Annotated in this window: 12 protein-coding genes and 2 pseudogenes; 9 read left to right on the top strand and 5 right to left on the bottom strand. The window is 42.1% G+C overall.

Going from position 1 to position 16034, the window contains the following annotated elements:
• Nucleotides 1–354: 354 nt before the first annotated feature.
• Nucleotides 355–3600: pseudogene (locus ODU46_RS03565) on the top strand (Ig-like domain-containing protein); the annotation flags it as partial.
• 485 nt (nucleotides 3601–4085) lie between these two features.
• Here the strand turns inward: ODU46_RS03565 and ODU46_RS03560 are convergent.
• Nucleotides 4086–4925 (bottom strand): hypothetical protein, encoded by an 840-nt coding sequence (locus ODU46_RS03560; RefSeq protein ID WP_398579236.1) that lies wholly within the window; start codon nucleotides 4923–4925, stop codon nucleotides 4086–4088.
• A 341-nt stretch (nucleotides 4926–5266) separates the two neighbouring features.
• Here ODU46_RS03560 and ODU46_RS03555 point away from each other — a divergent pair.
• The 8 genes and pseudogenes from ODU46_RS03555 to ODU46_RS03520 all read left to right on the top strand — a co-directional run.
• Nucleotides 5267–6168: pseudogene (locus tag ODU46_RS03555) on the top strand (DUF445 family protein); the annotation flags it as partial.
• Nucleotides 6148–6561, top strand: coding sequence for an LPXTG cell wall anchor domain-containing protein (locus ODU46_RS03550; protein WP_398579251.1), 414 nt, complete (start codon nucleotides 6148–6150; stop codon nucleotides 6559–6561). The pseudogene ODU46_RS03555 and the gene ODU46_RS03550, both read left to right, overlap by 21 nt.
• Nucleotides 6562–6664: 103 nt before the next feature.
• The gene (locus ODU46_RS03545) at nucleotides 6665–7663 is read left to right on the top strand and encodes a glycosyltransferase family 4 protein (protein ID WP_014637671.1); all 999 of its coding nucleotides are present in this window, start codon (nucleotides 6665–6667) and stop codon (nucleotides 7661–7663) included.
• A complete protein-coding gene (locus ODU46_RS03540; protein WP_024384913.1) occupies nucleotides 7664–8977 on the top strand; it encodes a glycosyltransferase family 4 protein in 1314 nt (437 codons plus the stop codon). It begins immediately after the preceding gene.
• 14 nt (nucleotides 8978–8991) lie between these two features.
• A complete protein-coding gene (locus ODU46_RS03535) occupies nucleotides 8992–9366 on the top strand; it encodes a hypothetical protein (RefSeq protein WP_395423508.1) in 375 nt (124 codons plus the stop codon).
• 268 nt (nucleotides 9367–9634) lie between these two features.
• Nucleotides 9635–9961, top strand: a complete 327-nt coding sequence (locus tag ODU46_RS03530; RefSeq protein WP_398579235.1) for a MazG-like protein — start codon at nucleotides 9635–9637, stop codon at nucleotides 9959–9961.
• Between the two features lie 148 nt (nucleotides 9962–10109).
• Nucleotides 10110–12059: a threonine--tRNA ligase gene (gene thrS, locus ODU46_RS03525; RefSeq protein ID WP_398579234.1), complete on the top strand. Its 1950-nt coding sequence runs from the start codon at nucleotides 10110–10112 to the stop codon at nucleotides 12057–12059.
• 64 nt (nucleotides 12060–12123) lie between these two features.
• Entirely contained in the window at nucleotides 12124–12987 is an 864-nt protein-coding gene (locus ODU46_RS03520; protein WP_398579233.1) for a hypothetical protein, read from the top strand.
• Nucleotides 12988–13032: 45 nt separating this feature from the next.
• On the opposite strand, the gene ODU46_RS03515 is transcribed toward ODU46_RS03520, so the two are convergent.
• The 4 genes from ODU46_RS03515 to ODU46_RS03500 are packed head-to-tail and all read right to left on the bottom strand — an operon-like array spanning nucleotide 13033 to nucleotide 16031.
• Entirely contained in the window at nucleotides 13033–13692 is a 660-nt protein-coding gene (locus ODU46_RS03515; protein WP_024384909.1) for an amino acid ABC transporter permease, read from the bottom strand.
• Nucleotides 13693–13706: 14 nt separating this feature from the next.
• A complete protein-coding gene (locus tag ODU46_RS03510; RefSeq protein WP_024410916.1) occupies nucleotides 13707–14405 on the bottom strand; it encodes an amino acid ABC transporter permease in 699 nt (232 codons plus the stop codon).
• A 14-nt stretch (nucleotides 14406–14419) separates the two neighbouring features.
• A complete protein-coding gene (locus tag ODU46_RS03505; RefSeq protein WP_029187766.1) occupies nucleotides 14420–15259 on the bottom strand; it encodes a transporter substrate-binding domain-containing protein in 840 nt (279 codons plus the stop codon).
• A 10-nt stretch (nucleotides 15260–15269) separates the two neighbouring features.
• On the bottom strand, nucleotides 15270–16031 hold the full coding sequence (locus ODU46_RS03500; RefSeq protein WP_002935839.1) for an amino acid ABC transporter ATP-binding protein: 762 nt from the start codon (nucleotides 16029–16031) through the stop codon (nucleotides 15270–15272).
• Nucleotides 16032–16034 lie beyond the last annotated feature (3 nt).

Below are 16034 nucleotides of genomic sequence, written 5' to 3'. Positions count from 1 at the left end.
GCTCAAGTAATAGGGGGATGGGAATGTGGGAAGGAAGAAATTCCTTTTTTTGCTTGTTATTATGTGTTAGTATCAACACGAATAGGGGGAGCTTATTTGATTTCCAATGGCCGTATTGCGAGTCAAAATTAAAAAATGTTATCAGGGAAAAGATATGATTTGTAAGAGATTTTCTCTTATTAGATGATACCTTTTGCCAGTATTTCATGACTACCAATAAACATGTATAGATTTTTAGTACAAAAAAAACAGAGTAAAAACAGATATTTTTGCATATATTTCCTTTCTAAAATAAAATCACAATGTTAAACTAATAATAGGCCAAAAAACAATATAATAAAAGGAGGTATTTCTATGGGAACAGGTGAAGATGGAGGACGAACTGTTGAACTAATCAGCGAGACAAAGGTGCGCCTTCATAAGGTAAAAAAGAAGTGGCTACGTAGAGTAACACGTCTTGTTCGCAAAAGAAAATTGGCAAGAGATTTGGATGATGTAAGAATTTCAAGTCCATCAATGGTCAAGGGGATCGTATCTATAGGGGCGTTATTGAGCGGTGTAGCGATAGAGCAAGTTGTGACTGAGGATGTCGTATATGCTTCAGAGTATACAGAAGAAACAGCGCTGGCAATGACTGATGAAGTCACAATGAATACGGTTGCATCGGAGAATGCTGAGCCCGCATCTATTGATGGTGAGCATAGTGTTTCAGAAAGTACAGAACCTGTTATAGAAGAGGTAGTGGAGGAGACTGTTGAAGAATCAATATCGGAGGAGGAAACTGTTCCTCTTGCAAGGGATAATAGTCGACTAGAGGCTATAATAGCTTCGATGAAAGCAGCGCTTACGGAATTGGTTGACCCCGGTGAACAGGCAGATTCTCAGGCTTATAAAGATTACCTGGAGGCACGAACTCGCTTAGAAGAAAAGTTAAAACTGGCTGAACAACTATTACAAGATAAGAGTCGGACACAAGAGGAATTAGATAAAGCAGCCTTGGAGTATGGTCAGGATGCAATCAATTTGACACGTTTGGCTGAAGAGTTTCGGACTTATTCGGCAAGTGTCGGTAGTGGTTTTAGAAGGTTGACCAATCAAGAAGTCATCACTTCAGGAACTGTTTCATTATCGATTCCCTCGACGGTTGAACCAATGGGCTTATCAGGGGGACAACTTCGTGCCACGATTCAATTTTCTGTCAATGATTTAGCTAAAGCTGGAGATCAATTCACAGTAACGTTATCCCAAAGTTTGAATCTATCAGGTAGCGGGGTACCGGCAGACGTAAAAATTCCTGATATTGTGGTAGATGGAAAAGTTATTGCAACAGGGGTTTGGAATCATGATGCTCGTACAATTACCTATACTCTAAATTCTAATGTTGATGATTTAAAATCTGTTACTGGAAGTATTAATCTTTCGGTATTTGTGGACCAGAAAGTTGTACAGAGTGAAGGAAGCCAGCAGTTTGCTGTCACTTTGAATAATCAATATTCAGATAGCCGTTATGCAAACGTAGTTTATTCAAATCCTGCAACTCGTATAGATGGTGCCTATTCTCTTCGGGCGTATTTGACCAATATTAATTTAACAAACGGAACTTATGACCATGTTATCTATTTAAACGAGAACGGAAGGAACAATAATAACTACAATGAAATTTTGCAGATTGTTTCCAAAGGGGCATCCAGTTTTTCAGCGGCAACAACTACTATTCGTGCCTATAGTGTGCCACAAGGACAGTTTATTGATAGTATGGAGGGGGATTTTTCGAACTATGCAGATGCTTCAAATAGGATAACCTCCAGTTTTGGCACAAATGGTCAATCCTTACGGTTGAATATTGGTGGCTATACAGGTTCACCGTTGTTAATTGTTGTTAGCAGCCGAGTTGATGTCAATTCAACAAAGAATATTTTGACAGAAACGACCTATGCGAACAGTGCGATGAATACTGGAAGTCAATGGACTAACGAAAACTACATGTTTTCTAATGCGGCAATTGCCAGGGGTGAATACAATTCGACCTCCATTTCGTTATCCACTTCTGAATCAATATCTACCTCGATTAGTGAGTCTACCTTTGAGTCAATGTCAGAGTCAATTTCTAACTCAGAATCAGAATCTATCGCGAAATCAACTAGTGAATCTAGCAGTGAGTCGGTCCGACAGTCTATATCGGAGTCCAGTAGTGAGTCTGTTTCAAGCTCTATTTCAGAATCGATTTCCGAATCAGTTATTGAATCTGTTTCTGAATCAGTCAGTGAGTCGATCTCAGAGTCAGTTGTAGAATCGGTAAGCGAGTCTGTTTCGGAATCAGTAAGTGAATCCATCTCCGAGTCAGTGAGTGAATCCATCTCAGAATCCACATCTGAATCTATCTCCGAGTCGGTAAGTGAGTCTATTTCAGAATCAGTCAGCGAATCTATTTCTGAATCCGTATCTGAATCCATCTCAGAGTCAGTGAGTGAATCCCTTTCAGAATCCATCTCAGAATCGGTAAGCGAGTCACTTTCTGAGTCAGTTAGTGAATCGATTTCAGAATCCGTATCTGAGTCTATTTCCGAGTCAGTCTCTGAGTCCATCTCAGAATCCGTCTCAGAATCAATCTCCGAGTCAGTGAGCGAATCGATTTCAGAATCCACATCTGAATCTATCTCTGAATCAGTGAGTGAGTCCCTTTCTGAATCTGTCTCTGAATCGGTAAGCGAGTCAATCTCCGAGTCAGTCTCAGAATCTATCTCTGAATCCGTATCTGAATCGATTTCCGAGTCAGTGAGTGAATCAATTTCAGAATCAGTCTCTGAGTCCATCTCCGAGTCGGTCAGCGAATCGCTTTCAGAATCCGTATCTGAATCAATTTCCGAGTCAGTAAGCGAGTCCCTTTCAGAATCCGTATCAGAATCTATCTCCGAGTCAGTAAGCGAATCGCTTTCAGAATCAGTCTCTGAGTCTATCTCTGAGTCAGTCAGCGAATCAATTTCAGAATCTGTCTCTGAATCCATCTCCGAGTCGGTCAGCGAATCGCTTTCAGAATCCGTATCTGAGTCTATCTCCGAGTCAGTTAGTGAATCCCTTTCAGAATCCGTCTCAGAATCTATCTCCGAGTCAGTCAGCGAGTCGATTTCAGAATCTACATCTGAGTCTATCTCCGAGTCAGTCAGCGAATCCATTTCTGAATCGGTATCGGAGTCAGTTAGCGAGTCTGTCTCTGAATCCGTCTCAGAATCAGTCAGCGAATCCCTTTCAGAATCTGTATCTGAGTCTATCTCAGAGTCAGTCAGCGAATCAATTTCAGAATCTGTATCTGAGTCCATTTCCGAGTCAGTCAGCGAATCGCTTTCAGAATCCGTATCTGAATCCATCTCAGAGTCAGTCAGCGAGTCGATTTCCGAATCGGTCTCAGAATCTATCTCAGAGTCAGTCAGCGAATCAATTTCAGAATCTGTATCTGAGTCCATCTCAGAGTCGGTCAGCGAGTCAATCTCTGAATCTACATCTGAGTCTATCTCCGAGTCAGTCAGCGAATCCATTTCCGAATCAGTAAGTGAATCCATTTCTGAATCCGTATCTGAATCTATCTCAGAGTCAGTCAGCGAATCCATTTCTGAATCCGTCTCTGAGTCCATCTCCGAGTCAGTTAGCGAATCCCTTTCAGAATCTGTATCTGAGTCCCTTTCCGAGTCAGTCAGCGAGTCAATTTCAGAATCAGTTAGCGAGTCTATCTCAGAATCAGTCTCTGAATCAATCTCAGAGTCAGTGAGTGAGTCCCTTTCTGAATCTGTATCTGAATCAATTTCCGAGTCAGTAAGTGAATCCATTTCGGAATCCGTATCTGAATCTATCTCAGAGTCAGTAAGTGAGTCGATTTCTGAATCCGTATCTGAATCGATTTCCGAGTCAGTAAGTGAATCGATTTCAGAATCCGTATCTGAATCTACATCTGAATCAATTTCCGAATCAGTAAGTGAATCCATTTCGGAATCCGTATCTGAATCTATCTCCGAGTCAGTCAGCGAATCCATTTCTGAATCAGTCTTAGAATCAATTTCAGAATCAGTTAGCGAATCTATTTCCGAATCCGTCTATGAATCTATTTCGGAGTCAGTCAGCGAGTCGATTTCAGAATCTGTATCTGAGTCCATCTCCGAGTCAGTTAGCGAATCCCTTTCAGAATCTGTATCTGAGTCCCTTTCCGAGTCAGTCAGCGACTCGATTTCCGAATCTGTCTCTGAATCCCTCTCAGAGTCGGTAAGCGAATCTATTTCAGAATCTGTATCTGAATCCATCTCAGAGTCAGTGAGTGAATCCATTTCTGAATCTACATCTGAATCTATCTCAGAGTCAGTGAGTGAATCCATTTCTGAATCTACATCTGAATCTATCTCAGAGTCAGTAAGTGAATCGATTTCAGAATCTGTATCTGAGTCCATCTCCGAGTCGGTCAGCGACTCGATTTCAGAATCCGTATCTGAATCTACATCTGAATCTACATCTGAATCTACATCTGAATCAATTTCCGAATCCGTCTCCGAATCTATCTCTGAATCGGTAAGTGAATCTATCTCAGAGTCAGTAAGTGAATCGATTTCAGAATCTACATCTGAGTCAATTTCAGAATCAGTCAGCGAGTCTATCTCTGAGTCAGTGAGCGAATCTATTTCGGAATCTACATCTGAGTCTATCTCTGAGTCGGCAAGTGAGTCCCTTTCAGAATCAGTAAGTGAATCGATTTCCGAATCAGTCTCAGAATCTATCTCAGAATCGGTAAGCGAGTCAATTTCCGAATCCGTCTCTGAGTCCCTTTCAGAATCAGTTAGCGAATCTATTTCGGAATCTACATCTGAATCCATTTCCGAATCCGTCTCAGAATCTATCTCTGAATCGGTCAGCGAGTCGATTTCAGAATCCGTATCTGAATCCATCTCCGAGTCAGTTAGCGAATCTATTTCGGAATCTACATCAGAATCAATTTCAGAATCTGTATCAGAATCTACCTCTGAATCGGTCAGCGAGTCGATTTCAGAATCAGTTTCTGAGTCTATCTCCGAGTCAGTAAGTGAGTCAATTTCAGAATCTACATCTGAGTCTATCTCCGAGTCAGTTAGCGAATCTATTTCGGAATCTACATCAGAATCAATTTCAGAATCTGTATCAGAATCTGTATCAGAATCTACCTCTGAATCGATCAGCGAGTCGATTTCAGAATCAGTTTCTGAGTCTATCTCCGAGTCAGTAAGTGAGTCAATTTCAGAATCTGTATCAGAATCTATCTCAGAGTCAGTCAGCGAGTCAATTTCCGAGTCAGTAAGTGAGTCAATTTCAGAATCTGTATCTGAGTCCATCTCAGAGTCAGTCAGCGAGTCGATTTCAGAATCTACATCTGAATCTATCTCCGAGTCAGTTAGCGAATCTATTTCGGAATCTACATCTGAATCCATCTCAGAGTCAGTCAGCGAATCCATTTCGGAATCTACATCTGAATCTATCTCTGAATCGGTCAGCGAGTCGATTTCAGAATCCGTATCTGAATCCATCTCCGAGTCGGTAAATGAGTCAATTTCAGAATCCGTCTCTGAGTCCCTTTCAGAGTCGGTCAGCGAATCAATTTCCGAATCAGTAAGTGAATCCATTTCGGAATCCGTATCTGAATCTATCTCAGAGTCAGTCAGCGAGTCTCTTTCTGAATCTACATCAGAATCCATCTCCGAGTCGGTCAGCGAGTCAATTTCCGAATCCACATCAGAATCCATCTCCGAGTCGGTTAGCGAATCTATTTCAGAATCCGTATCTGAATCCATCTCCGAGTCGGTCAGCGAATCCATTTCGGAATCTACATCAGAATCTATCTCAGAGTCAGTCAGCGAGTCTCTTTCCGAATCCGTCTCTGAGTCGATTTCCGAGTCAGTTAGCGAATCAATTTCCGAATCAGTCTCAGAATCTATCTCAGAGTCAGTCAGCGAGTCTCTTTCCGAATCTGTCTCTGAGTCCATCTCAGAGTCAGTGAGTGAATCCATTTCGGAATCCGTATCTGAGTCTATCTCAGAGTCGGTAAGTGAATCAATTTCCGAATCTATCTCAGAGTCAGTCAGCGAATCTATTTCGGAATCTACATCTGAGTCACTTTCAGAATCCGTCTCTGAGTCTATCTCAGAGTCAGTCAGCGAATCTATTTCGGAATCTGTATCTGAGTCAATTTCAGAATCAGTTTCTGAGTCCATCTCCGAGTCAGTAAGTGAGTCCCTTTCAGAGTCAGTCAGCGAGTCAATTTCAGAATCAGTTAGCGAATCCATCTCAGAATCAGTTAGCGAGTCAATTTCCGAATCTGTATCTGAATCTATTTCAGAGTCAGTCAGCGAGTCAATTTCTGAATCTGTATCTGAGTCCATCTCAGAGTCAGAATCAACCCCGCCTCGTCACTCTCAAGCTCCGCGTAGACAAGGTGCATTACCGAATACTGGTGAACAATCATCAGCTTGGGCAGGAATCCTTGGAGCAGGCCTCCTTCTTGGCGGTTTGTATAAGCGACGCAGACAGAATAAGGAGGAAGAAGAGGAGTAATTCTCTGAAAAGAAGAAAAATTAGCTAGTTTCGGCTGGCTAATTTTTTTGATAGAATACAGTTTAAAATATGAAAAAATGTAAAAAAGGGCTATAATGGTATTATGAAAGTACTATTGTATTTAGAAGGTAAAACTGTTTTAGAGAAATCAGGAATTGGTCGGGCGCTTCAACACCAGATGGAAGCACTAGATATGGCAGGCATTCCTTATACAACAGACCTGCTGGGAGATTATGATGTCATTCATATCAATACCTATGGTCCACGCTCCTGGTTATTGCTACATGCAGCCAAACGGAGTGGAAAAAAGGTAATCATGCATGGACATTCTACGAAGGAAGATTTTCAAAATTCCTTTATCGGTTCGAATACCCTAGCTCCTTTTGTAGGGAAATATCTAGCAAGCATGTACCAAAAGGCAGACTTTGTCATCACTCCTTCAGAGTATTCAAAAAAACTTATCCAGTCTTACGGTGTGACAACGCCAATTATAGCCGTTTCGAATGGTATTGATTTAGATAAATATAAGAAGGATGAACGTAAGGAAGCAATCTTTCGAGAGCATTTTAAAATTGAAGAAGGTCAGCCAGTTGTTGTCTGTGCAGGACTCTACTTCCGACGTAAAGGAATTGAAGACTTTGTCAAGGTAGCCGAAAAGATGCCGCATGTCCGCTTCATTTGGCTCGGTTCAATCAATAAATGGCTGATTCCGTCATATATTAGAAAAATTGTTGAGGGAGATCATCCAGCGAATGTCGAGTTTCCAGGTTATTTTAAAGGTGCTGTTTTTCAAGGTGCAATGAGCGGAGCGGATGCCTTTTTCTTCCCATCGTATGAGGAAACAGAAGGGATTGTTGTTCTGGAAGCTCTTGCTAGTCATCAGCATGTTGTTCTAAGAGATATTCCAGTTTACGATGGTTGGATTGACGAAAACGTTGCCGAATTGGGACATACAGTGGATGATTTTGTCGATTCTATTCAGAAAATCTTAGACAAGCAGGTTGATAAACGTGAGGCGGGCTACCAGGTTGCGGTTAGTCGCTCGATTGACAATGTTTCCCACCAATTGGTGGATGCCTATCGACAAGTATTGGAGATGTAAATGCGGATTGGATTGTTTACGGATACCTATTTTCCACAGGTTTCAGGAGTCGCGACTTCGATTCGGACTCTTAAGACAGAGTTGGAGAAATTGGGACATACGGTATTTATCTTTACGACGACAGATGAGGATGTGAATCGCTACGAAGATTGGGACATTATCCGAATTCCTAGCGTACCTTTTTTTGCCTTTAAAGATCGTCGAGTGGCTTACGCGGGTTTTACAGATGCCTTAAAAATTGCAAGTCGCTATAAACTAGATATTATTCATACTCATACAGAATTTTCTTTGGGGATTTTGGGGAAAATGATTGCCAAGGAACTAGATATTCCAGTGGTACATACTTATCATACCCAGTATGAAGACTACGTACACTATATTGCCAAGGGGAGGATTATTCGTCCTGGGATGGTTAAATATTTAGTACGGGCATTTTTAAAAGATCTGGATGGGGTAATTTGCCCCAGTGAGATTGTTGAAGATCTTTTAATGAGTTACAACGTTCCGATTTCTAAACGAGTAATTCCGACAGGAATTGATTTGGCAAAGTTTGATAGACCAGAAATTGGCAAGGATGAAACAGATGAGTTGCGGGAACAACTAGGAATTGCTAGTGATGAAACGATGTTGTTAAGTCTGTCTAGGATTTCTCACGAGAAGAATATCCAAGCAATCGTTCAGGCAATGCCAAAAATTTTGCTGGAAAATCCCAAGGTGAAGTTGGTCATTGTCGGAGGTGGACCTTATACAAATGATCTTCAGGAAATGATAGCGGAGCTTAATCTAGATGAACACATCCAGTTGACGGGGATGATTGCTCCAAGTGATACAGCGCTTTATTATAAAGCTGCGGATTTCTTTATTTCTGCTTCGACCAGTGAAACACAGGGACTAACTTTCTTAGAAAGCTTAGCTTCTGGAACTCCTATTTTGGCACATAGCAATCCCTACTTAAAAAACGTTATAACAGATAAGATGTTTGGGACACTCTTCATTCGAGAACAGGAGTTGGCAGATGCCGTCGTTGAGGCAATTATTGCTACACCACCAATGAATCCGTATGTGCTTGATAAGAAGCTCTATGAGATTTCTTCTACGAATTTTGGGCGCAAGGTTTTTGAATATTATCTAGATTTGAAGATTTCGTATGATTTTAGAAAAGAACATACTAATCAAGATAGCGTAGCAGAAGCTTTGATCAAAGAGGCTATTTACCTACCGCAAAAAGTAGTAGTTAAATCAACAGACACAACAGCAAAAATATTGAAAAAATCAGTCGAACAAGTAAAATCAATCCGGAATTTCTTTGAATAATTTGGAGGTTTCAAATGGAAAAGCTTCGGAAAGAGAGTTGGAAGAATCTGGTTTTGGCAACTCTCATTGTTCTATCCATGTATGCAGGTATTTATCTAATTGCCTTTCATCTGATTAGTGACACCATGTTTTCTAAGGAGCTGGTGGTTGGGAATATATTGCTCTATACTCCCATTGTGTTATTCCTAACGGGTCTTCTTTATGGATTTTTTTATGGCTTTTCTCCTAGCCTTCTTGCCTTGGTTTTACTGCTTTATCCTGTAACCATCTTTTTCTTTAAGGAATGGATTATTCTCTATCAGATTGTCTACACCTTATGTGCTCTGATTGGAAATGGGATAGGAGCTCTGCTATTTTCTCTAAGAAAGAAAATGAGGAAAAATCCTTGAAAAATCAGGAAATCCTGTTATAATAGCTTTTAGAGACTTATCAATTCTAGGAAATCTTTGAGAGAGTGTGCGGTGGGTGCAAGCACATAGAGGATAGGATTGACACTACTCGGTATGATTTTATGCAAACATAAAAGGGTGGTTCCCTTATCGCCAATCTGAGGTAGTCAGGCTTTTTAGCGTGACTGCGAATGAAGGTGGAACCACGTTACGACGTCCTTTTGCGAGGGCGTCGTATTTTCTTTTTTGACCAAACAAGGAGATGAAGTTGACCAGTATTCCACAAGAAACGATTGACCGCTGCCTAGCCATTCGCAAGGCTTACAGAGAGTTGGAAGTTAAGCACCATGACAAAGAGTGGTCTATTGAAGAGGACCTCTTGGCTTTGACCAATGATATTGGCAATATGAACCGCCTGATTATGACCAAGCAGGGTCGTTACTATGATGAAACGCCCTATACCTTGGAGCATAAAATGGCTGAAAATATCTGGTGGTTGATCGAATTAGCCGACCGACTGGATATTGACATTCAAAAAGAAATGGAAACCTTTTTAACTCAGAAAGAAGAGTTATTGGGGATTAAAAATAAATAAAATAGAAAGGACTAGGGCATCCGTATTTGGTTGAACTGAATACGGGCTACGGACTGGGCCAAAAAGATAAACGAGAACTAGACGCTTGCGTCGTCGTTCTGTTTCCTATTTTGTCTGTGTCCGCTTAACGCCCTTTATATCTTATATTATGATTCATATTACTTTCCCAGATGGTGCTGTTCGTGAGTACCAAGCTGGCGTGACAACTTTTGAAATTGCAGAGAGCATCAGCAAGTCTTTGGCGAAAAAGGCTCTTGCTGGTAAGTTCAACGGTAAATTGATTGACACCACTCGTGCCATCGAAGAGGACGGCACGCTTGAAATCGTAACACCTGACCATGAGGATGCCTTGGACATCTTGCGTCACTCAGCGGCTCACTTGTTTGCCCAAGCGGCTCGTCGTCTTTTCCCAGACATCAAGTTGGGGGTTGGTCCAGCTATTCAGGACGGTTTCTACTATGACACGGACAATGCGGCTGGTCAGATTTCAAATGAAGACCTGCCACGCATTCAGGAAGAAATGATGAAGATTGTCAAGGAAAACTTCCCTTCAGAACGCCGTGAGGTGACCAAGGAAGAAGCTCTTGAGATTTTCAAAAACGATCCATACAAGTTGGAATTGATTCAGGAACATTCTGATGATGAGGGCGGTTTGACCATTTATACCCAAGGTGAATACGTTGACCTCTGCCGTGGTCCACACGTTCCGTCAACAGGCCGTATCCAGATTTTTGAATTGCTCAATGTGGCTGGTGCCTACTGGCGTGGTAAGAGCGAAAATCCAATGATGCAACGTGTTTATGGTACAGCTTGGTTTGACAAGAAAGACCTCAAGGCTTACCTGCAAATGCGTGAGGAAGCCAAAGAACGTGACCACCGTAAACTTGGTAAGGAATTGGATCTCTTCATGATCAGCCAAGAAGTTGGTCAAGGCTTGCCATTCTGGTTGCCAAATGGAGCGACTATCCGTCGTACCTTGGAGCGTTACATCACAGACAAGGAATTAGCTTCAGGCTACCAGCACGTTTACACACCACCGTTGGCTTCTGTTGAGCTTTACAAGACTTCAGGTCACTGGGAGCATTATTCAGAAGATATGTTCCCAACTATGGACATGGGCGACGGTGAGGAGTTTGTGCTTCGTCCGATGAACTGTCCGCACCACATTCAAGTTTATAAAAACCATGTGCGTTCTTACCGTGAATTGCCAGTGCGTATTGCGGAGCTTGGTATGATGCACCGCTATGAAAAATCTGGTGCATTGACTGGCTTGCAACGGGTGCGTGAGATGACTCTTAACGACGGTCATATTTTCGTGACACCTGAGCAAATCCAAGAAGAGTTCAAAAAAGCTCTCCAGTTGATTATCGATGTGTACGCAGATTTCAACCTAAACGACTACCGTTTCCGTCTGTCTTATCGTGACCCAGAGGACAAAGAGAAGTACTATGACAACGATGAGATGTGGGAAAATGCCCAGCGTATGCTGAAGGGTGCCATGGATGAAATGGGCGTGGACTACTTTGAAGCAGAGGGTGAGGCAGCCTTCTACGGTCCGAAGTTGGATATTCAGGTTAAGACTGCCCTTGGTAATGAGGAAACTCTGTCAACCATTCAGTTGGACTTCCTCTTACCAGAACGCTTTGGCCTGACCTACATTGGTGCTGACGGTGAGGAGCACCGCCCAGTCATGATTCACCGTGGTGTTATCTCGACCATGGAACGCTTCACTGCCATTTTGATTGAAACCTACAAGGGCGCCTTCCCAACTTGGTTGGCTCCAACCCAAGTGACTATGATTCCAATCTCTGTGGAAGCTCACTTGGATTACGCTTGGAAGGTTGCCAAAGAATTGCAAGACCGTGGCGTTCGTGTACACGTGGATGAGCGGAACGAGAAGATGCAGTACAAGATTCGTCAGAGTCAGACTAGCAAGATTCCATACCAACTCATCGTCGGTGATAAGGAAATGGAAGACAATGCTGTCAACGTTCGTCGTTACGGAAGCAAGGCAACACAAACTCAGTCTGTATCAGAATTTGTGGACCATATCTTAGCAGATATTGCTCGCAAGTCACGTCCAGCTGATGCTGAATAAATAAAGTAAGAAGTCCAAAAGGGCTTCTTTTTTGGTATAATAGTCAAGGAAAGTGATGGTAATAATGAAGAGAGTAATAAAAGTTATTGTAGGTCTGATGTTAGGAATTGTTGGTTTCTTTATTGTCATGATAGTTGGTTTGTGTCTCTTATTTAGTCCTAGGGTGGCTAGTCGAGAGGAATTGATATCGTATCAGATGATGCTTGAACAGGGGATGGAGTCATATGGTTTCACTGGTAAGGTGGAGTTGACAAAATTTCGTCCTATAGCCATTGGTAACCCATGGGATGTTTTAGAGTATGATTATACCGAAGTTATAGACGGTCAGTCAATTACACTTCAATCCTCTGATACTTTGGTCAATAACCGAATTGAAGGACAGGAGGCATTAAACGGACTACTAAATATGACGGTCTATTTTGATGATAGTCCAAGCGGAATGTTGTATCAATTTGATGGTATCGTTGACCAAGCTATGTGGCATCAGCCGAGAGGTAAATATTTACTGAATCAGGCACAGCAGATATTTAAATTGATGGAAGAAAAAGATTTCACTTTGTTTGAAGTGGATGGTAGGCTTGAAACTCAGGATGAAAAACTGATAAAGTTTTATGAAAAGGTAGAGGAAAATCGCTATAATGGTCGGGCTTTTGCAGGTTTTTATGATATTAATTTAGACTGGCTCATGGAGGAAGAAATGGCGGTAATTGAAGTTGAATTTTTTAATAAGAAGGACCTTGGTTTAGAAAACGACTTAGTAGAGGAAGATAAATTACTAGCTGATTTAAAACAGAAAGTCGAAACATTTGACTATTCTAATGTGGAAGACGGAACCTATAGAATTGGTTTTCGTAGACCTGGAGTGCAGTCGACAAGTTTTTTCGTAACAATCAAGGTAAAAGATCATCATTATTCATTCTTAAAATAGTTGTTACAAACACAAAAACTCCCAACCGACTGGCTGGGAGAAATCTTACTCTATGCTGCTCGCCCAAGACTTAGCCACATAACGTGACAGGCTTGAGATGGCAAAGTTGATGCTAAAGTAAATCAAGGCGACCATGAGATAGAGGGCGAAAACTTGTTCTGCCTCAAAGTAGCGTCCCATGAGGATTTGACTAGAACCAAAGAGTTCTTGCAAGGCGATAACGGAGTAGAGGAAACTAGTGTCCTTGATGACCGTTACAATCTGCGAGATGATGGCTGGCAGCATCTTGCGAATGGCCTGCGGCATGATGATATAGACCATGATTTGCACTGGAGTAAAACCCTGTGATAAACCAGCTTCGGTCTGGCCCGGTCCGATGGCGTTGAGACCACCACGGATAATCTCGGCCATGGCTGCCGTGGTAAAAATAGTAAAAGCAGTGATACCAGCAGGCGTTGACTTCATTTGGAAGACCAAGAAGACAGTGAAAATCCACAACAAGTTTGGGACATTACGCACAAACTCGATATAGATTGTCGCAATCCACTTGAAGAGTGGATTTTTTCCATTTCGCATAATGGCCAAAATCATACCAAACAGGACAGACAAGACCACGGAAATACTGGAAATATAGAGAGTGAGTTTCAAGCCGTTCCACAAGAGTTGGAAGGTTGAAGGTTTGAGTAATTCTAAAACATAATTCATCGTTCAACCTCCTCTTAGTGTGAAAATGCAGACTTATTCTTTTCTTCAATACGACGGCCCCAGCTTGCAACAGGGAAGCACATGATGAAGTAAAGGAAAGCAGCACCAGCAAAGGCTGGTATGTAGTTGGCATTCATGGCAGACCAAGATTTTGTCATAAACATAATATCAGCTCCAGAGATAATGGCAACAGTAGCCGTATTCTTGATTAAGTTTACTACTTGGTTGGTCAAAGGTGGCAGAATCGTAGGAATGGCCTGTGGCAATATGATGATTCGCATGGTTTCAGCCTGGGTAAATCCCTGTGAAAGTGCGGCTTCAGTTTGCCCGGTAGGCACAGCCTCAATCCCTGCACGAATGACCTCTGCGATATAGGCACCGTGATAGAGGCCCACGCAGATAACAGCTGTCCAGTAGATGGACGGCATGAGGACATAATTTGAAATCAGTGGAAGTCCATAATAAACAATCATGAACTGAACCAAAAGCGGTGTATTTTGATAGTATTCAACATAGACACGTGCGATGATTTTTAAAACTTTATTTTTACTTGAAGAGAGACTACCAAAGACAATTCCTAAAAACATGGCCATGATAAAGGCCCCGACAGAAATGGCTAAGGTAAAGAGAAAGCCTTGGAAAAAGGTTGGGAAATCCTTGAAATAACTGATCCAATTCTCCCAAGCGTAAGGACTAGTTGTTAAAACTGTCATATTGTTTCACCTTTCTATTCGTCAGTTTCTGTGACTGGTTTGAGGCCATTGGCATCATAGATGCTTTGTAGGCTACCATCGGCAGTCCATTTTTCTACGAGACTATTTAAGTAGTCGTTAAGGTCTTTGTTAGATAATTTAGTAACGATTCCATAGTCAGAAGCTGAGAAGCTAAAGTCCATGAGTTCAGATTTCGAGCTGATATACCCAGAAAGGATAGATTGGTCTACAGAAAATGCGTCTGTACGGTGAGCACGTAGCGAGACAGAGAGTTCTGGATAAGAACCAAGTTCAGCAAAGTTTACTGAAATGCCATACTTATCTGCTAGTTCAGAGATGAGGGTACGTGTAATAGAACCCTGAGCCACACCGATTGTCTTTCCATCCAGGTCGGTAAAGGTCTTAATTCCGCTATCCTTATTGACCAAGAAGCCAACAGCATCTGTGTAGTAAGGAGTTGTGAAATTGTAGAGCAACTTGCGCTCCTCGGTGATGGTAAAAGTTGCGATGACCATATCGACTTGACCGTTATCAAGCAGTGGTCCGCGAGTTTGTGCCGTAACAGGGGTAAATTCAATCGCCACCCCTAACTCGTCCGCAATTTTGCGAGCAATGTCAATCTCCATTCCCTCGAATTCACCAGTATCAGGGTTCTTGTAGCCAAAGTTAGGAACGTCCTGTTTCACTCCGACGCGGAGCACGCCCCTATCGATGATAGCTTGAACTTGATCACTATTGGTAATGGATGCGGGTGTTTCTGTTTGAGCTACTGGTTGTTTTGCGAAAACGAGAAGAATAAGTCCGAAGACCAATAATCTAATTGCAAAGAAAATGTTGATTTTTTTCTTATCCATAGACTTCCTCCTAGAGTTTTACTTTGTCAGATTCGTGGTTGATAATCTTGCTGAGGAATTGTTGGGCACGAGGCTCTGTCGGGTTATCAAAGAAGCCATTCACATCTGTTGTATCAACTAAAACTTCTCCCTCGGCCATGAAGATGATGCGATCAGCTACTTCACGGGCAAAGCCCATTTCGTGTGTTACGACAATCATGTTCATCCCGTCACGTGCCAATTTTTGCATAACTGCAAGTACATCGCCGATAGTTTCTGGGTCCAAGGCAGATGTTGGTTCATCGAAGAGTAGAAGCTCAGGTTTCATAGCTAAGCCGCGAGCGATGGCGACACGTTGTTTTTGGCCTCCGGATAGCATAGCAGGGTAGGAATCCTTCCGATCCCAGAGGTTAACAAACTCAAGATACTTTTGAGCGGTTTTTTCAGCCGTAGCTTTATCGATTCCCAAAACCTTAATAGGTGCCAAAGTAACATTTTCTAACACGGTTTTGTGTGGGTAAAGGTTAAAATGCTGGAAAACCATGCCAACTTCTTTGCGAAGTGATACGAGCTCTTTGATAGAAGTAGAGGAAATATCATGTCCGTTGACAATGAGCGTTCCTTCATCAATTGCCTCTAAACCGTTAATCGTGCGAATGAGAGTAGATTTTCCGGATCCGGAAGGTCCAAGGAGAACGACAACCTGTCCAGGTTCGAATTCCAAGTTGATATTGCGTAGGGCGTGGTAGTCGCCATAGTATTTGTTGACATCTTTAAATTCTACTAAAGCCATAAA

Source organism: Streptococcus sp. 2020WUSS089 (assembly GCF_044427405.1).
Taxonomy (GTDB): Bacteria; Bacillota; Bacilli; order Lactobacillales; family Streptococcaceae; genus Streptococcus; species Streptococcus hashimotonensis.
This window is presented reverse-complemented; position numbering and strand designations above follow the sequence as displayed.